Genomic DNA, 23856 nt, shown 5'->3' on the forward strand with positions numbered 1-23856 from the left:
TGTTGTCTTTTAGAGACCTTTCCCAAGAAAAGTTTTTGAATTCCTTTAGGAGCGTTTGCTATGGGCAATATATTCGATAATGTGTTTGAAGTGTATAAGTTTTGCCGTTCAGAACTTGATTTTGAATATGCAAGAATTAATGATAGGATGAATTGGTTGCTGGTGAGCCATGCCTTCCTCTTTACAGTTCTAGCTACATTGAATGGAAAGCCTTCAGAGTCATCTTATCTGTATATGATTATCTCGTTTTTGGGTATGGTTAGCGCTGGTACTGTCTCGGTAGGAATTTCTGGTGCTAAGCTCCGCATCTGTGATGTAAAAAAAAGTGCAAAATTTGCGCATAGGAAGCTCACTAGTGGATTGGAAGGGGGTGACGGTGTTGACATGAACATGGTCCCTAGTATGTTGCCAGATGCACACAAATTAGGGGGGCTTCCTTCTGCGGTCATGCCGAGCTTGTTGACAGGTGTTTGGGGATTTATCGCTTTGCGTGGAATAAGTTATAATTATTCTAAAGGGTATTTTCTAGTTTATTTTGGCTATTTATTTATAATACTTTTTTTGATATTTTGTCTTGTGTGTTTTTCCTTTGCAGCAAAAAGTGTTACGTCAAGTCGTGAAAATATAGGTAAAAATGATGAGGATAATACGTTAAAACATGAGGGTGAAGGCGAAGATGAAAATGGTTCTGTTAGAGGCCACTGCCCTGACATTAAAGATGGGTATGTATATATATTTTTTGTCGCACTCGTTGCTTTTTCCGTTGCTCTTAGTCTGTTTGCTAAAGAAGTATCGCTGGGTGTGAGGGGCGCTCTGATAGGGAGCTGGATGTTTGTCGTCGTGTCGGTTTTTATGCAACTAAGGATGGTTCAGTATTCCAAATGAAATACACGACTTGGTAGCGATTCCGGTCTAGGGCAGTGTGAAATTTTCCAGCACGGGTCTCCGTCTGTCCCCGACGCTCCTGGCCAACTACGGTTTCAAGCAGGGCGACGAGTTCAAGGTCTCCTGCATGGAAGAGGGGAAGATCGTCTTGGAGAAGAAGTAGCTAGCTAACTGGATTTTTTGGGAATAGTTGCGCATTATGGCCCACGTCGTCCAAGAAAATTGGTTGGCGTGGGTCTTTATTTGTTTTTATATAGAGGTTATGGGCAATAAAGCTGTTTTGTTTGCTTTGTTGAGGTGAAAATCATGCTAGAATCAAAACAAATTTTTCTACCTGCTCAACTTACTGAATATTGGGCTGATGATTTCATTCAGTGCATTGTAAAATTTGAAGATGAGCCTTTAGTTGATTTTAATTTTAGCTTCATTGAATTTGCAAAACCATTTGGAACATTGCTCATTGCAGAAGAAATTAAACGATTTGTTAAGTTGAGAAAGTCGAAAGGTCTGAAAACAAGAGCTATTGGTCACAAGGCAAACAGTGACCCACTCTCTTATCTGCGGCATATAGGATTTTTTAAGTTTATTGGCCTGGATGTGGGAAATTCACCTGGCGAAGCGGTTGGAAGTCTTTCGTATACACCGATTGAAGAAATAAATATTGACTCAATAAGAGAAAAGTACAACATGCAGACGGAATCTATTGGTCAAGTGGTTCAGAATGAAGGAGAGAGGTTGGCGAGCATTATTCTTGGACTGCCATCTATTAAGCCAAATAATCCGGTTTCTTATTGCTTTACAGAAATAATAAGGAATGTCTTTGAACATGGCAAAACTAGCCATTGCTGCGTCTCAGCTCAAAAATATAAAAACAAACGGATTGAAATCGCTATTATTGATCGTGGCGTAGGGTTAAAAAATTCTCTTGCGGAAAGATTTAATATTACAAACTCAAGACAAGCAATTGAATTAGGAATGTCGCCTGGTGTTTCCCGCGTGGAATTCTCTGACGATGATGATCCTTGGCATAATTCTGGTTATGGATTGTATATGTTGTCCCAATTGGCCATAAGAACTGGGAGCTTCTTTATATGCTCAGGTAAATGTTCCTTGAGATGCTTCAAGGATTTTAAAAAGTGGAAATATTTGAACTTTGATGGAACAGCAATAAAACTAGAAATTATAAAGCATGACGGGATGGATATTAGAAAACTATTAACAGATATAAGACGCGATGGCGAAATGTTGTCGAAAGTAAATCCTCGCGCCTCTGCTTCATCTGGTTTTTATTGATAATATGTATGGATGAACACCATCCTGGCCAACTACGGCTTCAAGCAGGGCAACGAGTTCAAGGTCTCCTGTCTGGAAGAGGGGAAGATCGTCTTGGAGAAAAAGTAGTTAGAATTTCGGATAGTTCTGTGAAAAGGCCCGCGTCGTCCTGTGAAGATGGTGACGTGGGTCTTTATTTGTTTTGAATATGGTCTTCGTAGTAACGCTCGCCTATTAATCTTGAATAAGAACTTATTCCGTATCTTCTTTCTCGTCGTTGTAAAATAATCGTTGGCGGTCATTTTCGAGAGTTAGGCTTTCGCTCATATTGTATTCAGGGCTAGAGTCGTTACATGAGCAAACTAGGTTATTCTTTTGATTTACTGCAGAATTTAAGATCTTTAATTCCCAGGAGTCACCAATTAGTTTTTTAAAGTTAATAAGACTAGTGTGTTTGATAAGTGATAGGCACGATCTGTTGCTTTCCTCTGAAAAAAATATATCGCTTTCGTTGGTTGCAAATAGTAAAAGTTCGTCGCCAAAGAGGAACCAGCTATATTTTTTTAGTAGTTGCGAGGCGTTGTCGTATTTTTTATTTATGCACGATAAGTAATATTCTTCTGCGACAGACATTAGGTCGTTTAACTTGTTGACTTTTGTCTCAAAAATTTGTTGCAAGTTTTTATTCGCAGGTGTTATACGTATTGCTTCGGCAAGTAGAAAAATAGAATTTCTGTCCATGCAGCCTTTCTTTTTTTCTAATTCATCGCTCAATGATATGAGAGTATTTGCATAGTTTATTCTATTTGTGATCTCTTTTATTTTGTCTTTGATCCATTTGTTAATACTGATATGGTCTGGGAAGTATGTCAATACTTTAGTGTACCATTTTATTGCATTGTCATATTGGCATGTGCATTGGTAATCGACGGCGTCATTGAGTAACATGTATCTGAAGTCGTAGGCGGATTCATTTTTTAAATAACGAATTCTGTTTATTATGGTATCCTCAACTTTGGGAGAAATAGATGAAGCCAGGTAGACTGGTATAGCTAGGCACAGCAATAGGAGAAAAAGTGAAACAAAGAGAAAAAATTTGTTCTGTGTTAATAAAAAGACATCACGGATTGTTAAATTGTTTTGTGATATAAATCTGCTGGATATAAAAAACACAAGATAAGATGTGGCAAGTATTAATAATAGTACTGTTATATCGATAAAGAATTCCCTTATCAGAAACAAACCAAACCCTGCAGAGAAATTATCGATATTTTTGGGAGATATTGAGTAAAGAGCGATTAGTATGGCATATATTGTGCCGACTGATATTTTTATGATTCGCATCATAATTTATTGTCCTTAACTTTTGATACGTAATAGGAGAGGTCTGATCTGTAGCTTTTTTCTGTTAATTCTTGTGATAGATTGGTTAAAATTGATATTGTATTGTCTCGCTCTGTGTCAATGTTTTGTTTTGCAAGCGTTGCTTGTTTTTCGTTAAGTCCAGAAGACTTTTCATATTCTTTGTATTTTTTAAAATATTTCCAAAACAATACCCTGCCTTTCATTAAAATACTTGCATTTTTGAGTTTTGGGTTTTGAGTTTTAGCAGCTTCAGAAAAGTTCTTGTATGCATCGTCGTAGTTATCGTCTCGTAAAAGATAAACCCCTTCCCAGTAATGGTAAAAATTTTTTAAAAGTCCAGTTCTATTTGTTTTTTGAAGGTCGTCGTAGTGGTTTGGGGGGAAGTCTGAGAGCGCAAGTTTTAAGAATATAAATATATCATTGTAAAAAAAAGTCATATAGGCAGGATTTGAAAATAGTAGATCGGTAAGAAGTATATCGTTTATTTCAGTGATAGAGTTATTAAGGGGAGGTGGGTTTGAAATTTTTAAAATTGTAGAGGCGTGATTAATTAAGATATGAGCTCGATAGCTCTGTTTGTTTAAAAAACAATCAAGTGCTGGATCTTGGTATGTCTGATGGATATATATAAGCATATATTCAAGCTCGTTATTGTTAAATGATTTTGTTGATTCTTGATTATCTATCCAGAAGCGAAAAGCGTTGTATTCATCATTTGTTCTCTGAAGAAAACGAAGATTTAGCATTAACGTGTAAAGCGATGAATAGCTTGTGTCTTTTGTCAAATCTTCTATTGTTTTCATCTTGCCTTTTATGAATTCGACAACGGAAGATTTTATTCTTGTTGATCCAAATTGGAAGTAGTTGTTTCTGATCTCGTCAGTTATAGGACTATTGACGGGGTCGTAAATATTTATCTCAGTTAAGGTGGAATTTTTGTCTATTATTGCGTCTCTTGATTGTGCGACATGCAGTAGCTTGTTTCTTGATTTTTTGTTAGCATATTCAACTGATTTTTTGATTGGAAATGCAATAATTAATTCTATGACTAGGCAAATTAACAAGAATTTTACAATCTTAGTAAAGAAAAACTGTAGACGATCTACGGCAGCAAATTTACAAGGGCCTCGTTTGAGCCGTTTGGTCCGGAGGGGGCGGATTGGTCTGTTCATAGGAACCTCTATCTAAAGATCACATTTGCCGCAGGATGTGTCAATGGAATATTTACTAAAGAGACAGTCAGTGGGCTACATGTATTAAAATATACATAATTTAAGTAAATTGCGTAGTAGTTGTGTCGTGCTACAAATTCTGTCAGTTCAGTTTTCTCTGTTCTCTCTCAAGCATGTTGATTGCAACTTTTTTTATTAACATACTAAAATCATTAACTATTCACATATCCTATCCTCCCCAAAATCCGATTTTCTCCTCCCCCGAGTAAAAACCCCTTGACCTCCCCGTACCAAATCCGTACTTACCCCGAGCCAACGACGCGCCAACGAAGCCAACGGTTTTGGCCCCCAACTTTTTCTTGGGAACGAAAGATTTGGGGTTGACTTCGGGACGAGTTTGGGGCATTTAGCCTGTTCCCTGATTCTGTTTATAGGACCGTAGCTCAGGGGGAGAGCGCTTGCTTGACACGCAAGAGGTCGGGAGTTCAAATCTCCCCGGTCCTACCAGCTTGCGACCAACAGGGAGGCCTCGGCCTCCCTTTCTTTATAGAGCGATTAGGGGTGTTACCGCCACCCAAAGAAGGCAACGTGCTCGTCACTTTAGAGGATACATCCCTGGAGGCTGCTGCCGGCGAAGCCTGCGGCCAGGTTTTGTCGCGGGGCATCTCCGGCAAGCGCATGAAAAATGCCGTGGCCTGTCTGGTCGACGGCAAGGCTCTTGATTTGACCGCGCCGCTGCCGGAAGGCTCGCGCGAGATCGCGCCGGTCGCCGCCGACTCCCCCGAAGGGCTCGCCATCATCCGGCACTCGACCGCCCACATCATGGCCGAGGCCGTCAAGAAGCTTTTCCCCGCCGCCCAGGTGACCATCGGACCGGCCATCGAAAACGGCTTCTACTACGATTTCGCCTTCGAACGCCCCTTTACGCCCGAGGATCTCGAGGCCATCGAGTCGGAGATGCGCAAAAGCATCGCCGCCAATGCCCCTTTTTCCTGCACCTCTGTGCCGAAGGCCGACGCCAAGGCGCTTTTCGCCTCCCAAGGCGAGGTCTACAAGCTCGAGATCATGGACGAGAACATCGAGGGCGACACGGTTTCCCTCTATCGTCATGGAACGTTCACCGACCTGTGCCGCGGCCCCCATGTGCCGACCACGGGCGCGGTCAAGGCGTTCAAGCTCCTCTCCGTTGCCGGAGCCTACTGGCGCGGCGACGAGAAGCGCCCCATGCTCCAGCGTATCTACGGCACCGCCTTTGCCTCGGAGCCCGACCTCAAGAAGTATCTGCATCATCTTGAGGAAGCCAAGAAGCGCGATCACCGCAAGCTCGGCACCCAGCTCGACCTCTTCAGCTTTTCCGAGGAAGTCGGCGCCGGCATGCCCATCTGGCATCCCAAGGGCGAATTGATCCGCACCATCCTCGAGGATTTCGAGCGTCGCGAGCACCTGCGGCGCGGCTACCAGCTCGTGCGCGGCCCGCTCATCCTGCGCCGCGAACTCTGGGAGCGCTCCGGGCACTACGACAATTATCGCGAGAACATGTATTTCACCGAGATCGACGGACAGGCCTACGGCATCAAGCCCATGAACTGCCTGTCGCATATGCTCATCTATAAATCGCGCGTGCGCAGCTACCGCGATCTGCCCCAGCGCTACTTCGAGCTCGGCGTGGTGCATCGCCACGAGAAATCGGGCGTGTTGCACGGACTCATGCGCGTGCGCCAGTTCACCCAGGACGACGCCCATATCCTGTGCCGCCCCGACCAGCTTCTCGAGGAAATCGCGGGCGTCATCAAATTCGTCCAGGATGTGGTGGCGCTTTTCGGCTTCGACTACGAGGTGGAGTTGTCTACCCGGCCGGAGAAGTCCATCGGTTCGGACGAGGACTGGGAACGCGCGACCAAGGCGCTCATCGACGCCATGGATTCCCTTGGGCTGCCCTACGACATCAACGAGGGCGACGGGGCTTTTTACGGTCCGAAGATTGACATCAAGCTCAAGGATGCCTTAGAGCGCCGTTGGCAATGCGCCACGGTGCAATGCGACTTTACCTTGCCGGAACGTTTCGACCTCGTCTATACGGATGCGGATGGGGAGCGCAAACGGCCCGTCATGCTGCACCGGGTGATTCTCGGCGCGGTGGAGCGATTTTTAGGCGTGCTTATCGAGCATACGGCCGGGGCGCTGCCCACGTGGCTGTCTCCGGTGCAGGCGCGCATCCTCATCGTTACCGACGCCCAAAAGGAATTTGCCGAAGAGGCCTTGGCCAAGCTCGCCGAGGCTGGTATTCGGGTCGAGTTGGACGAACGCAACGAAAAGCTGGGCTTCAAAGTTCGCGAGGCCCAGATGGAGAAGATCCCCTACATGCTCGTGGCAGGGGATAAGGAAAAGGAACTCGGCGGCCTGAACGTGCGGCTGCGGTCCGGGGAGAATCTTGGCGTCAAGTCCCTGGACGAGGTCGTGCTCATGATTACGGCCGATTGCCAGGAACCGTTTAAGCGTGGAGGTATGCGCTATAACTTCCGCTCCCAGTAGTGACCCCCGGTGTAATCACCGGATTCGTGCCCGTGAAGTGCGGGTGATCGCCGACGACGGTGCCCAGGTGGGTATCATTCCCACCAGCGAGGCGCTGCGCATGGCGCAGGAAAAGGGACTCGACCTGGTCGAGGTCGCGCCCAACGCCGATCCGCCCGTGTGCCGCATCATGGACTTCGGCCGTTTCAAGTACCAGCAGCAGAAGAAGCTGCAGGAAGCGCGCAAAAAAGCTTCCACGGTCCAGCTGAAGGAGATCAAGGTCCGGCCCAAGACCGACGAGCACGATTACCAGACCAAGCTCAAGCACATTCGCCGCTTCCTGGAAGAAGGGGACCGTTGCAAGGTGACGGTGTTTTTCCGCGGACGCGAGATCGTGCACAAAGACCGGGGTGTGCTCATCCTGTCCCGTGTCGTGGCTGATCTGGGGGAACTGGCCAAGGTGGAGCAGGAGCCGCGCACCGAAGGCCGCATGATGACCATGCTGCTTGCCCCGCAAATCAAGAAAACGCTCGCGCCTGCTTGATGCGGTCGCGTCCAAGGAGTCCGATATGCCCAAGATGAAGACCAACCGCAGCGCGGCCAAGCGGTTCACCAAGACCGGTTCCGGCAAGTTTGCCCGCCGCCGGCAGAACCTGCGCCATATTCTGACCAAGAAAAACGCCAAGCGCACCCGCCGCCTGGGCCAGGGCACCCTGGTCGACAAGGCCAACGAAAAGGCCGTGCGCCGGCTTTTGCCCTACGCCTAGGCGGACTGGGCTTATCCATACCACGCTAAAGGAGCCCGATCATGCGCGTCAAACGTGGACAAGCCGCCCATAAGCGGCACAAAAAATATTTGAAGATGGCCAAGGGCTTTGTCGGAGCCCGCGGCGTTCTCTACGAAACCGCCCGCGAGGTGGCCGAACGGGCGCTGGTTTACGCCTACCGCGACCGCAAGCAGCGCAAGCGCCAGATGCGCAAGCTCTGGATCATCCGTATCAATGCCGCCGCCCGCCTCAATGGTCTGTCCTACAGCGTGTTCATGCGCGGATTGACCCTTGCCGGCGTGGAACTGGACCGCAAGGTCCTGGCCGATATGGCCGTGCGCGAAAAGGACAGCTTCCAGAAGCTGGCGGAGCTGGCCAAAGCCAAGGTGAATTAAGTTGGGAAGCCAACCCACGCTCGTTGCCGAGCTAGAGGGCCTGGTCGGGGAGTGCGCCGCGCGTCTCGACCAGGCCTTGGCGCTTGAGGACCTCGAGGAAATCCGGGTCGCCTACCTGGGACGCAAGGGCCGGCTGGCCGCGCTCATGTCCCAGCTCCCGGGCCTCGATCCCGATGCCCGTCGCGCCGCCGGACAGGCCGCCAACACGGTCAAGCAGTCCCTGACCGGCCTGTACGACGACAGACTGGCGGCGCTCAGCCGCGCGGCCCTGGACGTCGCCCTGGCCGGGTTCGATCCCACCGAACCGGGACGTGTCCCCTTTGCCGGAAGCCTGCACCCCATCACCCTGGTGACGGCGGAGATCTGCAAGGCCTTTGGTGAGTTGGGCTTTTCCATCGTCACCGGGCCGGAGATCGAGACCGACTACTACAATTTCGAGGCGCTCAACATGCCTCCCGAGCACCCCGCCCGGGACATGCAGGATACGCTGTACATCACGGACAACGTGGTGCTGCGCACCCACACCTCGCCCTTGCAGGTCCGCACCATGCTGGCGCAAAAGCCGCCGGTCGCGGTCATCGCCCCGGGCAAGGTCTACCGCCGCGACTCCGATCTCACCCACACCCCCATGTTCCACCAAATCGAAGGACTGCTCGTCGACGAGGGCGTGTCCATGGCCGATTTGCGTGGCACGCTGACAGCCTTCGTGCGCCGTATCTTCGGCCCGAAAACCAATGTGCGCTTCCGACCGAGCTTTTTCCCCTTTACCGAGCCGAGCGCCGAGGTGGATATCTCCTGCGTCATCTGCGGCGGCAAGGGGGAGACCGAGGCCGGCACCTGTCGGGTGTGCAAGGGCACGGGGTATGTCGAGATCCTGGGCTGCGGCATGGTCGACCCCAATGTGTTTGACGCCGTGGGTTACGACACCGAACGCTATACCGGGTTCGCCTTCGGCATGGGCGTGGAGCGCGTGGCCATGCTCAAGTACGGCATCGGCGACCTGCGCATGTTTTTTGAAAACGACGTTCGGTTCCTCAGCCAGTTTTAACGTTTAGGGGCTCTTTCCCCGTCCCTGACCCGGCTTCTTGCCGGGCAAGCCCTCACCATGGCCCCTTTTGGGAGTTTTTCGGGAGGGTGGGGTCCGGGGAGGGAACCCCTTTTTGCAAAAAGGGGTTCCCTCCCCGGCCGCCGGAGGCACACACATCATGCTGCTCAGTTTAGCCTGGCTGCGCGAATTCACGCCCTATGAGGGCACTCCCCAGCAACTTGCCGACCGTTTGACCATGCTCGGCCTGGAAATCGAGGAGATCAAAAATCCCTTCGAGGAGATCGCCTCGGTGGTCGTCGGCAAGGTGCTCACCTGTGAGGCCCATCCCGACTCCGACCACCTGTCCTGCTGCACGGTGGACGTCGGCGGGGAAGCTCCCCTGCCCATCGTGTGCGGCGCGCCCAATGTCGCCGCCGGCCAGCATGTGCCCGTGGCCATGGTCGGCGTGACGCTGCCGGGTGGGCTCACCATCAAGAAGAGCAAGATTCGCGGCCAGGTGTCCGAAGGCATGATTTGCTCCGAATCGGAGCTGGGCCTGGCCGAGGAACGCAGCGGCGGCATCCTGGTCCTGCCCGAGAGCGCGACCGTCGGCTGGAGCCTGCCCGACGCCCTTGGCCTCGACACCTGCGTGCTCGACGTTTCCATCACGCCCAACCGGGCCGATTGCCTAAGCGTCCTTGGCATCGCCAGGGAAGTGGCCATGGCCTTCGACCTGCCGCTCACCTTGCCCGAGGTGTCCTATCCCGAGTCCGGTCCCAATGCCGCGACCCAGGTGGCCATCGAGATCGAGGACCCGCAGCAGTGCCCGGTCTACCGGGCCAAGCTCGTCACCGGCGTCACGATCGGTCCTTCCCCGGACCGCATCCGCTGGCGGCTTCTGGCCATCGGCCAGCGCCCCATCTCCAATATCGTCGATGCCACCAACTACGTGCTGTTCGAACTCGGCCAGCCGCTGCACGCCTTCGACCGGGCCAAGCTCGCCGGCAACACGGTCAAGGTGCGAAACGCGGTCGAGGGCGAGAAGATCACCACCCTTGACGGTCAGGAGCGTCTGCTCACCGCCCGGGACCTGCTTATCTGCGACGCCGAAAAGCCCGTGGCCCTGGCCGGCGTCATGGGCGGCGAGAACAGCGAGATGGGTTCCGGCAGCACCGAGGTGCTGCTCGAGTGCGCCGTGTTCCGTCCGGGCGCCATCCGCAAGACCGCCCGGCGGCTGTCCCTGCCGAGCGAGGCCTCCTACCGCTTCGAGCGCGGCGTGGATCAGGTCGGTTCGGTCTACGCCATGCACCGGGCCGTTTCGCTCATGCTCGAAACCGCCGGCGGCACGGTCCTGCCCGGCGAGGCCGTGGCCGAACCCCGTCCCTATACGCCGCGCGGCATCGGGTTCCGTCCGGCCCGGGCCAGCCTGCTTTTGGGCGAGGAAATGGCCGAGGATTTTTGCCGCAAGACGCTTACCGCGCTTGGCTGCAAGCTGACGGACACCGATCCCTCCGGGGCCATGGCCGTGACGCCGCCCTCGTACCGTCTGGACCTCGAGCGCGAGGCGGACCTCATCGAGGAAGTGGGGCGGGTGTACGGCCTGGACCGCATCGCGCCGAAGCTGCCCCGGGTGTCCAAGTCCCTGGACGACGCGTCGCCCGAGACGGAGTTCGGCTTCTGGGCGAGGCTTCGGGCCTACGCCGTGGGCGTCGGGCTTCGCGAGGCGGTCAACTACAGCTTTGTCGGCCACGGCGACCTCGATCTTTTGTGCCTGGATGCGGCCTGCCGTGTTTCGGTGGCCAATCCGCTGTCCGAGGATCAAAACGTCATGCGCCCCATGCTGGCCCCGGGGCTGCTTGGCGCCGTGCGCCACAACCTGGCCCAGGGCAACGCCAACCTGCGCCTTTTCGAGGTGGCCCGGATTTTCACCGCCGACGCGGCTTCGGACTCCACGGCCCGGGAGGCCGGCCGGATGGGTCTGGCCCTGCACGGCGCGCGTCATCCCGAAGCCTGGCCCTGGCCCAAGGACGTGGAAGCCGGCTATGCCGACATCAAGGGGCTGGTGGAAGGACTGCTCGCCCATTTTCATCTGCCCGAGCCGACCTTCTCCCGGGTCGAGGACCAGTCCTGGCTGGCGCCGCAGGTGGATGTGACCTGCGGTCCGGTGCGCCTGGGGCTCATCGGCCAGGTCACGCCCGAAGTGGCCGACGCGTTTCATGCCAGAAGTCCGCTGTGGATCGCCGAATTGGATATCGATGCCCTGCGGGTCCTGGTCGACGCCCAGAAGACGGTTTTCGCGCCGCTGCCGGGATTCCCGCCCGTGCGCCGCGACATCACCCTGGCCGTGCCGGCCGGCGTGACCGTGGGCGCGGTGCTGGCCGCGCTGCGTGGGGCCAACGTGCCCATCCTTGAGGATGTGGTGCTCATCGACGCCTACAAGCCCGAAGGCGAGGTCGACCGGCGGCTGACCTTCCGCATCACCTACCGCCACCCGGAAAAGACGCTCAAGGATAAGGAAGTGGACAAGGTCCACGAGGGACTCGCCAAGTCCGTCCTGGCCGCGCTGCCCGTGACACGGCCGTAGCCCGGGGCAGGGCGGTCGCCCGGCATCCCGTACGCGTGGCGACGATATGACACGAATGAAAAAGCCCCGGTGCGCAGGCGTCGGGGCTTTTTTGCGTCGGGCGGGCAGGGGTTAGCCCTTGATGAAGGCCAGCAGGTCGGCGTTGACCTTGTCCTTTTCCGTGGTGCACAGGCCATGGGGCGCGCCGGGGTATTCCGTAAGCGTCGCGCCCTTGACCAGCTTGACCGCCGCCCGGGAGGCGGCGTCGATGGGCACGATCTGATCGTCGTCGCCGTGCAGGAACAGCGTCGGCACGTCGATCTTTTTCAAGTCCTCGGTCTGGTCGGTTTCCGAAAAGGCCTTGATGCAGAAGTAGGCCGCCGGAAGGCCGGCCAGCATCCCCTGCCGCCAGAAGGATTCCCGGACGCCTTCCGAAACCTTGGCCCCGGGCCGGTTGTACCCGTAGAAGGGCAGGCTCAGATCCTTGAAGAACTGGGAGCGGTCCTTGGCCACCCCCTCCCGGATGCCGTCGAAGACGGCCATGGGCAGGCCGCCGGGATTGTCCCGGGTCTTGAGCATAAGCGGTGGGATCGCGCCGATGAGCACGATCTTGGCCACCCGGGCCGAACCGTGGCGGGCCAGATAGCGGACCACCTCGCCGCCGCCGGTGGAATGCCCCACGTGGACCGCGTCCTTGAGGTCAAGGGCCTCGGTCAGGGTGGCCAGGTCGTCGGCATAGGTGTCCAGGTCGTTGCCGTACCAGGTTTGGTCGGAGCGGCCATGGCCGCGCCGGTCGTGGGCGATGACCCGGTAGCCGTGGGAGGCCAGGAAGAACATCTGGTCCTCGAAGGCGTCGGCGGTAAGGGGCCAGCCGTGGCTGAAAACCACCGGTTGTCCCGAGCCCCAGTCATTATAATACAATGTCGCGCCGTCTTGGGTGGTAATGGTCGCCATTGTCGTATGCTCCTTCGGGTTGCGTTGCCGGCCCGGCCAGACGGACGCCCGGCCGGGCGCGGGTTAAAACCCATTTCCCCGCAGGGTAGTGCATCACGGGCGATTGTAAAGCCTGCCTGCGTCGGGGTTGACCCCACAAGGCGTCTTGGCGCATGAACACCGGATATGCCGCAACGGACCTACAAAATAGGTGAAGTCGCCGGTCTGACGGGACTCAAACCCTTTGTGCTGCGTTTTTGGGAAACCGAATTCCCGCAGCTTTCGCCCGTGCGCACCCAAAAAGGGCAGCGCCTCTACACCGACGAACACCTCGAACTCCTCCACCGCATCAAGACGCTGCTCTACGAGGAAAAGCTCACCATCGACGGCGCGCGACGCCGTCTAGCCGACGACGGTCGGGATGGCCCGATCTTGCGCCAGATCTATGACGAGTTGACGGCCATCCGGCGTCTGCTTGATTCCTGACGTCCTTTGAGGGCCTGTCCGGAAAAAAACAGGGGGGAAATCGGCTCCGGCTCCGTTTCGTGGGGATGGCCGCGTCGCGGCCGCGTGGCAGGCCGCCCCTGGCGTGGCGCATCGCGGGCATTGGCTATGGACGTACCCTGATTTTTACATTATTGAGACTTCGCCGGCGGTCGTGGAGAGAGACCGGCCGCGCGGCGAGAGACGGGAAATTTTTAATAACTGCCGGTCGTGCTGGAAGTTGTGTCCGGGTTCCGGACGGTCGGTATGGGGACGCCGCGTCGCGTGTCCGCCATGTTTGTCGCAATGCCACGCAACTGCGACATCCGGCCAGGGACGCGGATTGGGGTTCCATGGCGAGAAACCTGTTCAACACATGCAAGAGGATCCTATGAGCGGAATCAAGGCTCGGCTGGACGCAATTTCGGCCATCATCAATTACAAGCCGTCCCATGCACCGCTGAACTTCAGCGAAACCAAGCCCACCGATGTTTTCGGCAGCAACGTCTTCAGCGACAAGGTCATGCGCGAACGGCTGCCCAAGGACGTCTACAAGTCGCTGAAAAAGACCATCGAGCTGGGCCAGAAGCTCGACCCGTCCATTGCCGACGCCGTGGCCAACGCCATGAAGGACTGGGCCATCGAAAAGGGCGCCACCCATTTCACCCATGTGTTTTTTCCGCTCACCGGCCTGACCGCCGAGAAGCACGACGCCTTCCTGGTCCCCGACGGCAAGGGCGGGGCCGTGGCCGAATTTTCCGGCAAGATGCTGATCCAGGGCGAGCCCGACGCTTCCTCCTTCCCCTCCGGCGGCCTGCGCACCACCTTCGAGGCCCGCGGCTACACCGCCTGGGACGTGACCAATCCGGCCTACATCCTGGAAAATCCCAACGGCACCTTCCTGTGCATCCCCACGGCCTTCGTGTCCTGGACCGGTGAGGCCCTGGACAAGAAGACCCCGCTTTTGCGCTCCAACCAGGCGCTTAACAAGCAGGCCCAGCGCATCCTGAAGCTTTTCGGCGTCACCGCCAAGCATCCCGTGGTGTCCTTTGCCGGGCCCGAGCAGGAATACTTCCTCATCGACCGCCATTTCGTCTTCTCCCGCCCCGACCTGCTCATCGCCGGCCGCACGCTTTTCGGCGCCAAGTCGGCCAAGGGCCAGGAGTTCGAGGACCAGTACTTCGGCGTCATTCCCCGCCGCGTGCTGGCCTTCATGATGGAAGTCGAGCGTGAGCTCTACAAGCTCGGCGTTCCGGTCAAGACCCGCCACAACGAAGTGGCCCCCAGCCAGTTCGAGATCGCCCCGATCTTCGAGGCCGGCAACCTGGCCACCGACCACAACCAGATGGTCATGACCGTGCTGCGCACCGTGGCCAAGCGCTACGGCCTCATCTGCCTGCTGCACGAGAAGCCCTTCGCCGGCATCAACGGCTCGGGCAAGCATCTCAATTACTCCATCGGCAACGAGGACATGGGTAGCCTGTTCGATCCGGGCGACACCCCGCACGAGAACGCCCAGTTCCTGGTTTTCTGCGCCGCCGCCATCCGCGCCGTGCACAAGTTCGGTTCCCTGCTGCGCGCCACGGTCGCCAGCGCCTCCAACGACCATCGCCTGGGTGCCAACGAGGCTCCGCCGGCCATCATGTCCGTCTACCTCGGCGAGCAGCTCACCGACGTCTTCGAGCAGATCAAGAAGGGCAAGGTCGAGAGCTCCAAGCAGAAGGGCATCATGAACATCGGCGTCGACACCCTGCCGCCGCTGCCCATGGATCCGGGCGACCGCAACCGCACCAGCCCCTTCGCCTTCACCGGCAACCGCTTCGAATTCCGCGCCGTGGGCTCCTCCCAGTCCATCGCCGGTCCCCAGGTGGCGCTCAACGCCATGATGGCCGAGTCCCTGGACTACATCGCCACCAAGCTCGAGGCCGCCACCGGCGGGGATGCCGGCAAGCTCAACAGCGCCGTGCAGACCGTGATCCAGGAGATCATGAAGGAACACGATTCCGTGGTCTTCAACGGCGACGGCTACTCCGAGGAGTGGCATGTCGAGGCCGAGAAGCGCGGCCTGCCCAACCTCAAGACCACGCCCGACGCCCTGCCGGTGCTGACCACCCCCGAAGTGGTCAAGCTCTTCACCACCTACGGCATCTTCAGCGAGGCCGAGCTCGCCTCCCGCAAGGAGATCTACCTCGAGCAGTACGTCAAGACCATCCAGACCGAGGCCGCCCTGGTCGTGCGCATGGCCAAGACCATCATCTTCCCGGCCGCCGTGCGCTATCAGGGCGAGCTGGCCGCCACCTGCGCCAGCCTCAAGGCCATTGGCCACGACTACAAGATGACGACCCTGGAGTGCGTGACCGACAAGCTGCGCGACCTGCAGGCCAAGGTGGCCGAGTTCGAGAAGCTCCTGGAGCACAGCGCCGACGACACCCTGGCCGAGGCCAAGTACATGTGCTGCACGGTGCTGCCGGCCATGCTGGAAGTGCGCACCGTGGCCGACGCCCTGGAAACCGTGGTGGCCGACGACCTGTGGTCGCTGCCGAGCTACCAGGAAATGCTCTTTATCCGCTAGAAACGCGATTCCATGCCGGGCTTGCCCGGATTGGAAAAGGCCGCCCGCCGGGGCGGCCTTTTTCGTGACGGTCCGGTCGCGATGCGAACGCGACGGCGCGACGCCCGCCATGTGTTGCCAACCAGTCGGAAATACGGCATTCGATAATGGAATCTCCCGTGTCCTGGATCGGGCAACGCCAAACAGCCAACAAGGAGCCGATATGAGTGATTTGATTGTCGTGGGCTACGACGACATGTTCGAAGCCGAAACGGTGCGCCTCAAATTGTTGAAGATGCAGAAGGAATATCTGGTCGATCTGGAAGACGCGGTCGTGGCCGTCAAGGACCCGCAAGGCAAGATCAAGCTCAACCAGATGTACCACCTGGCCGCTTCCGGGGCCATCGGCGGCGGCTTCTGGGGAGCGTTGATCGGGCTCATCTTCATGATGCCGGTGCTCGGCGCTGTGGTCGGCGCGGCTTCGGGCGCGGCGGCCGGGGCGCTGTCCGACGTCGGCATCGACGACGACTTCATGAAAAAGCTGGCCAATACGCTCCAGCCCGGCACCTCGGTGCTGTTCGTGCTCCTCCGCAAGATGACGGCGGACAAGGTGCTCGACGAGCTCAAGGGCACGGGCGGCAAGGTGCTCCAGACCTCGCTTTCCCACGAGGACCAGGACAAGCTGCAAGCCGCGCTCAGCACCGCCCAGGCCACATCCTGACCGGAAAGGACGCAGAGACGTGAAAAGGCCCCGTCGCGCAAGCGGCGGGGCTTTCGTCGTCTATGGGTGGTATGGCGGGCGAAACCAACAAACGGAAAAGTGCCTTCTTGTTCCCGGCGCGACGCCGAGGGTAGCGTTGTCCCGGACCACTGCAAGTCCGAGGAGGCACACATGAAGACGTTGTTCGACCCCATGGCCGTCAAGGGGACGCGATTCAAAAACAGGTTGCTGCGATCGGCAACCTGGGAGCGGATGGCCGATGCCGACGGCCATGTCACGCCCCGGCTGGTGGCGCTCTATGCCGCCCTGGCCAAGGGCGGTGTCGGCGGCATCATCGCCAGCGCGACGTTTATGAGCCCACGCTCCAAGGCCCTGGACGGGCAGATGGGCCTGTACGACGCGGGCTGCCTGCCCGGGCATCGGCAGCTGACGGAAGCGGCCCATGAGGAAGGGGTGCCGATCCTCCTCCAACTGGCCTTTGCCGGTCAGGACGGCGCGCGCTGGACGCCGGCAGACGCCGACGCGGACACGCTGCGGCACCTGCCGGAACTTTTCGCCAAGGGCGCGGCACTGGCCCGTGAGGCGGGATACGACGGGGCGCAGATCCACAGTGCCCATGGCTACTTTCTCAGCCAGTTCCTGCACCCGACGGCCAATACGCGCACCGACGCCTACGGCGGCACTCCGGAAAGGCGGCGCGCCCTGCTCGAAGCGATCTACGCCGCCATGCGCCGGGAAGCCGGGGAGGATTTCCTGCTGTCGGTCAAGCTCGATTGCCGCGATATGGACCGGACGCCGGGCGTTTTCGACGCCTGCCAGGAAGTGGCCGGAACGCTCGACGAGGCCGGAATCGACCTGGTGGAAATAAGCGGCCTTGGCGGCAACAGGGGATTGTGTGACGGGCCGGAGCAGAAAGAGTCCGTCTTCCGCGAGGAAGCCGCCGCCGTGGCGGCAAGCATCCGCGCCCCGGTGATGCTGGTCGGGGCCAACCGTTCGCCGGCGACCATGACCGGGATTCTGGCGGAGACGGAAATCGCCTGCTTCGCCATGGCGCGGCCGTTTCTTTGCGAGCCCGACCTTGCCGTCCGCTGGCGCGACGGTTCCGAAGAGCCCAGCCGGTGCGTCTCGTGCGGCGGGTGCTACGACGAGGCCGGCAACCGCTGCGTATTCGCCGTTTCGTAGCGTCGTCCGTAGTGAAAAGGCCCCGTCGCTCGCGCGGCGGGGCCTTTTGTCGTTGGTGCTTGCCCCGGCTATTCTTTTTCGATGGAACCGTTGAAGACGATGGAGACGATTTCGTAGTTGATCTTGCCCCGGGGCGCGTCCACCACGATCTCATCGCCCTCGTACTTGCCGAGCAGCGCCTGGCCGACCGGCGACAGGATGGAGATGGAGCCCTTGCTCGGTTGGGCTTCGTCCGGGCCGAGCAGCGTGTATTTCTTGACGTCGCCGGTGTCCACGTCCTCGATCTCCACCGTGGCGCCGAAGATGGCCTGCTCGCCGTCCAGGGTGTCCAGGTCGATGACGTTGAAGCGCGGCATGCGCGATTCGATGAAGTTGATGCGGGCTTCGAGCATCCCCTGGCGTTCGCGGGCGGCGTCGTAACCGGCGTTTTCGCGCAGGTCGCCTTCTTCGCGCGCTTCTTTGATGGCCAGGATCACTTCCGGGCGTTCCTTCTTGAGACGCTCCAGTTCGCGTTCGAGTCGCTTGAAACCTTGGACGGTAATAGGAATGCTGTCCATTTCATACCTTGGATCGGTTGGATTGTCGGGGAAAAAAACCAAGGACAACGGCCCCATCCGGACGGACGTGGCCGTGAAAAAAAATCGTGGGGGAACTACATGTCCACGGACGGCTTTCTGGTTAGACGATCCTGCGGCGGCGGTCAAGGAGGCAGATGCCCAAGCGATGATGCGCAAGCGGTTGCCCGGCCGGCCTTCCCGGACTATGTTGCCCCGGCGGCTCGGGTGGGCCGCAAGGGAGCGAGTCTATGCGCGTTTATCTGGCCGGACCCCTTTTCAGCCTGGCCGAACGTCGGTTCATGGCCCGGTTGCGCGACCAGGCCGGCGCGTTGCCGGGTGTTGTCGCCCTGTGGCCCGGGGATTTTTTTGCGGGCGACGACTTGGCCGCCATGGGCGCGACGGCCAAGGAGCATATTTTCCGGGGCTGTCTGGCCGGCGTCGACAGTTGCGATCTGGTCGTGGCCGTGCTCGACGGGACCCAGGTCGACGACGGCACCGCCTTCGAGGCGGGCTACGCCCATGCCCGGGGCCTTCCGGTCTGGGGCTTGCGCACGGATTTCCGCGTGGCCGGGGATACGGTCCATTCCCTGGTCAACTGCATGATCGAATGCGCCTGTGCCCGGATATTCCGGGACGAAGCCGCTCTCTTGGAGGCCATGGCCGCCAAGGCCGCCCTTGCCGCCAAAACGGAGGCCTGACGCTCTGGGGAGTGGCCAGGGGCGCGCTTTGCACGGCGTGGCGGCTGACCAAATTTTCATTTGCCAACGCTGTTACGGTTGGCATAAGGTCCGTGACACTTCTTCAGGAAGCGTCGTCATGTCGCACAACCAATGAAACCGGGGATGGCGCCGGGCATGGCCGAAACATTCCAGGATCCGCTTCGTTATCTGGTTGAGTGCCTGTGCTGCCGTGTATATCTCGACGGCGGCGACAACGTGCGTCTGGCGTTTTCCAGGCGGCATGGTCTCAAAGACATGATGACGGCCCAGGGCATCGCCCGGTCCTACGCCGGGCTGCTGCGCGACCGCCTGCGCCAGCGGCGGGAGGCCGGGGAGCCGCCGGTAGAGCCCGTTATCACGGCGGCCGGGGAGTGCTCCTGGGCCGAACATGCCGCCACGGGCGCGTTCTGCCCGCTCAGCTGACGCCAGTCCCCTTTTTTTCGTGATCGCTCCAGCGCTGCCCGGGCCAACGGGCGGACCGGCGTGCGTCTCACCGTACGTCGGGCGAGCCTCGCAAGCTTTTTGCGAAGGCCGTTTTGCCTTTTGTGGCTGCCGGTTGATCGTGTCTTTCCTCGGGGCCGGACGCCTTTCGCCGGGGCCGGGGGGGATTTCACGGCGCATCGGGGGAAGACCGGACCTGTAAAATACATGTAAAATAGCAGGATATTGGCCGCATCGGCTCTGGAAATCCAGGGGCGGGCGGTACGGATGCTTTTTTTTCGAAGCGGGCTGCGATCCTTGTTGACAATGATATTGAATATCATTTACATCATCCTCGCACCACGCAAGATGCCCTGGTTGTTGCCAGGCCGGGGCGTGGGCGCGACGGGCCATTGCCCGACACCACCGCGCTTGCCGATGGAAAGGAGGGGAGAGATAATGACTGTTTCGATGCGAAAGCTTGGCGTCAATCAGAAAGGATGCGTCCGGGCGGTGACCGCCGGCGGCGAACTGGGACGGCGCATTCGGGATATGGGCCTTGTGCCCGGGGCCCGGATCATGGTCATCGGCCGGGCCCCGCTGGCCGATCCGGTCGAACTGCGCATGAAGGGGTTCACCCTGTCGCTGCGCAACAGCGAGGCCGACTATATTTCCGTGGAGGCGCTCTAGCATGGCGCAGCCCATCCGCGTGGCCGTCTCCGGCCAGCCCAACTGCGGCAAGAGCACCATGTTCAACGCCATCACCGGCGGCCAGGCCCGGGTCGGCAACTATCCCGGCATCACCGTGGACCGCCTGGAAGGAACCTACCGGGATAACGATCAGATAAGCCACCTGGTCGACCTGCCCGGCACCTATTCCCTGACCTCCTATTCCATGGAGGAGTTGGTCGCCCGAAACGTCATCGTGGACGAGCATCCCGACGTGGTCATCAACATGATGGACGCCACGGCCCTGGAGCGCAGCCTCTATCTGGCCGTGCAGCTCATGGAGATCGGCGCGCCGCTGGTGCTCGGGCTCAACATGATGGACGAGGTCAAGCGCAGCGGCGTGACCATCGACACCGAAAAGCTGTCCCAGCTGCTCGGCGTGCCGGTGGTGCCCTGCGTGGCCCGGGTCGGCCAGGGCCGCAAGGAGCTCATGCGGGCCGTGGCCGAGGTCGCGGCCAAGACCAAGGGGCAATGGACGCCGATCCGCCTCAACTACGGCCCGGACCTCGACCCCATTCTCGACCGCATGACCGCGCGCATTGCCGACGCGAAATTTCTGACCACCCGCCATGATCCGCGTTGGGTGGCCGTCAAGTACCTGGAAAGCGACGAGCAGGTCATGACCGAGGGCAAGGCCGCCGGCCCCACCCACGAGGCGCTTTTGGCCCTTTGCGCCGAGGCCGAGGAGACGACCCGCAAAAACAGCGCCACCACCCCGGACGCCATCATCGCCGACTGGCGCTACGGCTATATCAACGGCATCATCAAGCAGGGGGTCGTGCTCGGCGGCGACGAGCTGCGGCGCAACAACTCCGACGCCATCGACCGCATCGTCACGCACAAGATGCTCGGCCCGCTCATCATGCTGGCTGTGCTGTATCTGATGTTCCAGGTGACCTTCGCCATCGGGGCCTATCCCCAGGGCTGGATCGAGGCCGGTTTCGACGCCTTAAGCGGCTTGGCCACGACGTATCTGCCCGAGGGCTACCTGCAATCGCTTATCGTCAACGGCATCATCGGCGGCGTGGGCTCGGTCATCGGCTTCACCCCGCTTATCTGCATCATGTTCGCCATGCTGGTCTTCCTGGAGGACCTCGGCTACATGGCGCGCGTGGCTTACATGCTCGACCGGGTGTTGCGCATCTTCGGCCTGCACGGCATGTCGGTCATGCCGCTGATCATGTCCGGCGGCATCCCGGGCGGCTGCGCCGTGCCCGGCGTCATGTGCGCGAGGACGCTGCGCAGCCCGCGCGAGCGGCTGGCCACCATCCTGACCGCGCCTTTCATGGTCTGCGGGGCCAAGACCACGGCCTACCTCATGCTCGTGGCCGCCTTTTTCCCGGGCAACACCACCCGGGCCATGTTCTTCGTCGTGCTCGCGGCCTGGGCCTTTGTGCTGCTCGTTTCCAGGCTTTTGCGCTCGACCGTGATCAAGGGCGAGAGCACGCCGTTCGTCATGGAGATTCCGCCGTACCGCCTGCCCACGCTGAGGGGTGTGGTGCTCCATACCTGGGAGCGCGTCTGGCAGTACGTGAAAAAGGCCGGCACCGTGATCCTGGCCGTGTCCATCCTCATGTGGGCGGTCATGACCTTTCCGGAGCTGCCCGAAGGCACGGTGGCCAAGTACGACGCCCAAAAGGCGCAGATCGCCCAGACGGTCAAGGCCGAGAATCCCCAGGCAAACGAGGAAGAGCTGGCCGATCTGACCGAGGCGGCCCAGCAGTCCCTTGCCGACGAGCAAAACGAGGCCTCGCTCAAGTATTCCCTGGCCGGCCGCGTGAGCGAATCCCTCACGCCCCTGACCAACCTGGCCGGCTTCCCCTGGCAGGCCAACATCGCGCTCATCGGCGCCTTCGCGGCCAAGGAGGTCTTCGTCTCCACCATGGCCACGGCCTATTCCATGGGCGAGGTCGATCCGGAACAGGCCCAGCCGCTCAGCGAAAAGCTGGCCGCCGATCCGGCCTGGACCATGCCGGCGGTGCTCTCGGTTTTCGCCTTCATGCTGCTCTACACCCCCTGCATGGTGACGGTGGTGGTCATCGCCAGGGAATCGAATTGGAAATGGGCGACCTTCTCCGTGGTCGGCGGCCTTTGCTTCGCCTACGTGGTGGCGGTCGCCATCTACCAGATCGGCACGGCGCTCATGGCCTAGCGCCGCCTCCCCTCACCCCTGGCGCGGTGGTGTGCATCCCGCATCGCCGCGCCGCCGTTCCTTCCCGCGCGCCCGTCGGCTCCCTGCCCCGGGCGCGTCGGCGTTTGGTCGGCCGCATCTTCCCGCTTCACATCGCGGCGGCAAATGCTACCCTGTGTGCAAAGCACCATGCATCAAGGAGGCTTGCCATGCATATCGCCATCATCGGCGCCACGGGCTACGTCGGCGCCGCCATCCGCGACGAGGCCCTGTCCCGGGGCCATGACGTCACCGCCATCGTGCGCCACGTCGAAAAACTGCCGTCCCATCCGAAACTCACCCCCAAGGCCGTGGACGTCGCCGACGGCGCGGCCCTGGCCGAGGCCCTTTCCGGACAGCAGGCCGTCATCCATGCCTACGCGCCGCCGCGTGGTCTGCCGGCCGAGGCCATACTCGAGGCCCAGCGCCGGGGCACGCGGGCCATCCTCGACGCCATGCAGCGGGCCGGCGTGACGCGCATCCTGGCCGTGGGCGGGGCCGGCACCCTGATCGTGGCCGGTGGCGGGCGCAACATCGACAGGCCGGAATTCCCCGACGAATGGAAGGGCGGCGCCCGGGCCACGGCCGAGGTGTGGGAGATCCTCAAGGCCGAGCCCGGCATCACCTGGACCTTCCTTTCGCCGAGCCATCAACTTGAGCCGGGGATGCGCACCGGGAAATTCCGCCTGGGACTCGACGACATGCTCATCGGGGAAGACGGCAAAAGCCGCATCAGCGTGCCGGATTACGCCGTGGCCATGATCGACGAGCTGGAGCGGCCCGCGCATAGCGGCCGCCGGTTTACCGTCGGCTATTGAGACGTTTGGGCCTGGGCCGGGGAAGCGCGTGTATGGCTTGCCCCGGCCCCCTTTTCCAGGCTAACGCGGGAGTATTGCCGGAAGAGGCGTGCGCACAGGGCTCAACCCTGCAGCAGGAGGTCTTGGACGTGTTTCAAATTCTCGACGGCACATCCGGAGACGTTTTGGCGGTGGAAATCAGCGGCGGGTACACCAGGGACGATGTGGAACAGTTCAAGAAAGCCTTCGAGGACGCCCTTGCGGCCGGGGCCGACCGTATCAACGTGTTGTGCAAGATCGACAAGCTCAAGGTCTCGCAAAGCGAGTTTTCCGCTTTTGTGGCCGATGCCCGCTACGGCTTCGCCAACATGGACAGGATCCGGCATATCGCCGTGGTGGCGGACAGCGGCGTCATGAAACTTCTGTTCAAGCTGGACAACGCCGTGTTCGGCGACACGGAAAAGGGGCTTGTCGAAAAGTATTTCGACCTGGCCGCCCTGGACGACGCCTGGGCCTTCGTGCGCGGCTGACCGCCGCGCCTGGGCGCGGGCGCGCCATGCTTGTCATGGCGGCCCCGGGGCTTCGGGTAGCCGGACGGCCAATAAAAAAGGGGGCCGGCAGCCCCCTTTCCCTTGCG

22 protein-coding genes, 1 tRNA gene and 1 pseudogene are annotated in these 23856 nt (G+C 58.7%); 20 read left to right on the forward strand and 4 right to left on the reverse strand.

Features of this window, described 5'->3' with window-relative positions; all coding sequences use genetic code 11:
* Window positions 1-60 precede the first annotated feature (60 nt).
* From K9F62_11300 to K9F62_11310, 3 genes and pseudogenes are all read left to right on the forward strand, one after another.
* Entirely contained in the window at window positions 61-885 is an 825-nt protein-coding gene (locus K9F62_11300) for a hypothetical protein (GenBank protein ID UJX39317.1), read from the forward strand.
* Between the two features lie 31 nt (window positions 886-916).
* A pseudogene (locus K9F62_11305) lies at window positions 917-1048 on the forward strand (ArsR family transcriptional regulator).
* Window positions 1049-1191: 143 nt separating this feature from the next.
* On the forward strand, window positions 1192-2178 hold the full coding sequence (locus tag K9F62_11310; GenBank protein ID UJX39318.1) for a hypothetical protein: 987 nt from the start codon (window positions 1192-1194) through the stop codon (window positions 2176-2178).
* Between the two features lie 231 nt (window positions 2179-2409).
* Here the strand turns inward: K9F62_11310 and K9F62_11315 are convergent, their stop codons facing one another.
* Together K9F62_11315 and K9F62_11320 are read right to left on the reverse strand one after the other, a co-directional pair.
* The gene (locus K9F62_11315; GenBank protein ID UJX39319.1) at window positions 2410-3504 is read right to left on the reverse strand and encodes a hypothetical protein; all 1095 of its coding nucleotides are present in this window, start codon (window positions 3502-3504) and stop codon (window positions 2410-2412) included.
* Window positions 3501-4694 (reverse strand): hypothetical protein, encoded by a 1194-nt coding sequence (locus K9F62_11320; GenBank protein UJX39320.1) that lies wholly within the window; start codon window positions 4692-4694, stop codon window positions 3501-3503. The genes K9F62_11315 and K9F62_11320 overlap by 4 nt, the downstream gene beginning before the upstream one ends.
* 432 nt (window positions 4695-5126) lie before the next feature.
* Between K9F62_11320 and K9F62_11325 the strand changes: the two genes are divergently transcribed.
* From K9F62_11325 to pheT, 7 genes are all read left to right on the forward strand, one after another.
* Window positions 5127-5201, forward strand: a tRNA-Val gene (locus K9F62_11325).
* Between the two features lie 81 nt (window positions 5202-5282).
* Window positions 5283-7226, forward strand: a complete 1944-nt coding sequence (thrS, locus tag K9F62_11330; GenBank protein UJX39321.1) for a threonine--tRNA ligase — start codon at window positions 5283-5285, stop codon at window positions 7224-7226.
* Complete coding sequence (infC, locus tag K9F62_11335) at window positions 7207-7749, forward strand: translation initiation factor IF-3 (GenBank protein UJX43191.1); 543 nt, start codon at window positions 7207-7209, stop codon at window positions 7747-7749. Before thrS ends, infC begins: the two co-directional genes overlap by 20 nt.
* 25 nt (window positions 7750-7774) lie before the next feature.
* On the forward strand, window positions 7775-7972 hold the full coding sequence (gene rpmI, locus K9F62_11340; protein UJX39322.1) for a 50S ribosomal protein L35: 198 nt from the start codon (window positions 7775-7777) through the stop codon (window positions 7970-7972).
* Window positions 7973-8013: 41 nt separating this feature from the next.
* Window positions 8014-8367: a 50S ribosomal protein L20 gene (gene rplT / locus K9F62_11345; GenBank protein ID UJX39323.1), complete on the forward strand. Its 354-nt coding sequence runs from the start codon at window positions 8014-8016 to the stop codon at window positions 8365-8367.
* 1 nt (window position 8368) lies between these two features.
* The gene (gene pheS / locus K9F62_11350) at window positions 8369-9415 is read left to right on the forward strand and encodes a phenylalanine--tRNA ligase subunit alpha (GenBank protein ID UJX39324.1); all 1047 of its coding nucleotides are present in this window, start codon (window positions 8369-8371) and stop codon (window positions 9413-9415) included.
* Window positions 9416-9572: 157 nt separating this feature from the next.
* Window positions 9573-11978, forward strand: coding sequence for a phenylalanine--tRNA ligase subunit beta (pheT, locus tag K9F62_11355; protein ID UJX39325.1), 2406 nt, complete (start codon window positions 9573-9575; stop codon window positions 11976-11978).
* A gap of 111 nt (window positions 11979-12089) precedes the next feature.
* Here pheT and K9F62_11360 read toward each other — a convergent pair whose 3' ends face one another.
* The gene (locus K9F62_11360; protein UJX39326.1) at window positions 12090-12911 is read right to left on the reverse strand and encodes an alpha/beta hydrolase; all 822 of its coding nucleotides are present in this window, start codon (window positions 12909-12911) and stop codon (window positions 12090-12092) included.
* A gap of 165 nt (window positions 12912-13076) precedes the next feature.
* Between K9F62_11360 and K9F62_11365 the strand changes: the two genes are divergently transcribed.
* The 4 genes from K9F62_11365 (at window position 13077) to K9F62_11380 (ending at window position 17827) form a co-directional block, all read left to right on the forward strand.
* Window positions 13077-13376 carry a MerR family transcriptional regulator gene (locus K9F62_11365; GenBank protein ID UJX39327.1) on the forward strand — a complete coding sequence of 100 codons (300 nt, stop codon included), beginning with the start codon at window positions 13077-13079 and terminating at the stop codon, window positions 13374-13376.
* A 388-nt stretch (window positions 13377-13764) separates the two neighbouring features.
* Window positions 13765-15945, forward strand: coding sequence for a glutamine synthetase III (locus tag K9F62_11370; GenBank protein ID UJX39328.1), 2181 nt, complete (start codon window positions 13765-13767; stop codon window positions 15943-15945).
* Between the two features lie 202 nt (window positions 15946-16147).
* Window positions 16148-16645 carry a DUF1269 domain-containing protein gene (locus K9F62_11375; protein ID UJX39329.1) on the forward strand — a complete coding sequence of 166 codons (498 nt, stop codon included), beginning with the start codon at window positions 16148-16150 and terminating at the stop codon, window positions 16643-16645.
* A 171-nt stretch (window positions 16646-16816) separates the two neighbouring features.
* The gene (locus K9F62_11380) at window positions 16817-17827 is read left to right on the forward strand and encodes an NADH:flavin oxidoreductase (protein UJX39330.1); all 1011 of its coding nucleotides are present in this window, start codon (window positions 16817-16819) and stop codon (window positions 17825-17827) included.
* 68 nt (window positions 17828-17895) lie between these two features.
* Here K9F62_11380 and greA read toward each other — a convergent pair whose 3' ends face one another.
* A complete protein-coding gene (gene greA / locus K9F62_11385; GenBank protein ID UJX39331.1) occupies window positions 17896-18384 on the reverse strand; it encodes a transcription elongation factor GreA in 489 nt (162 codons plus the stop codon).
* A gap of 248 nt (window positions 18385-18632) precedes the next feature.
* On the opposite strand from greA, the gene K9F62_11390 reads away from it, so the two are divergent.
* The 6 genes from K9F62_11390 to K9F62_11415 all read left to right on the forward strand — a co-directional run bounded on the left by K9F62_11390 (window position 18633) and on the right by K9F62_11415 (window position 23749).
* Window positions 18633-19082, forward strand: a complete 450-nt coding sequence (locus tag K9F62_11390; GenBank protein ID UJX39332.1) for a nucleoside 2-deoxyribosyltransferase — start codon at window positions 18633-18635, stop codon at window positions 19080-19082.
* Between the two features lie 156 nt (window positions 19083-19238).
* Complete coding sequence (locus K9F62_11395) at window positions 19239-19526, forward strand: hypothetical protein (GenBank protein ID UJX39333.1); 288 nt, start codon at window positions 19239-19241, stop codon at window positions 19524-19526.
* 456 nt (window positions 19527-19982) lie between these two features.
* Window positions 19983-20213, forward strand: coding sequence for a ferrous iron transport protein A (locus K9F62_11400; protein UJX39334.1), 231 nt, complete (start codon window positions 19983-19985; stop codon window positions 20211-20213).
* A gap of 1 nt (window position 20214) precedes the next feature.
* On the forward strand, window positions 20215-22404 hold the full coding sequence (gene feoB / locus K9F62_11405) for a ferrous iron transport protein B (GenBank protein ID UJX39335.1): 2190 nt from the start codon (window positions 20215-20217) through the stop codon (window positions 22402-22404).
* 188 nt (window positions 22405-22592) lie between these two features.
* A complete protein-coding gene (locus tag K9F62_11410) occupies window positions 22593-23240 on the forward strand; it encodes an NAD(P)-dependent oxidoreductase (GenBank protein UJX39336.1) in 648 nt (215 codons plus the stop codon).
* Window positions 23241-23362: 122 nt separating this feature from the next.
* A complete protein-coding gene (locus K9F62_11415) occupies window positions 23363-23749 on the forward strand; it encodes an STAS/SEC14 domain-containing protein (GenBank protein UJX39337.1) in 387 nt (128 codons plus the stop codon).
* The last annotated feature ends 107 nt before the right edge of the window (window positions 23750-23856 follow it).

Origin of the sequence: Desulfovibrio sp. JY (genome assembly GCA_021730285.1) — a bacterium.
GTDB lineage: Bacteria > Desulfobacterota > Desulfovibrionia > Desulfovibrionales > Desulfovibrionaceae > Solidesulfovibrio.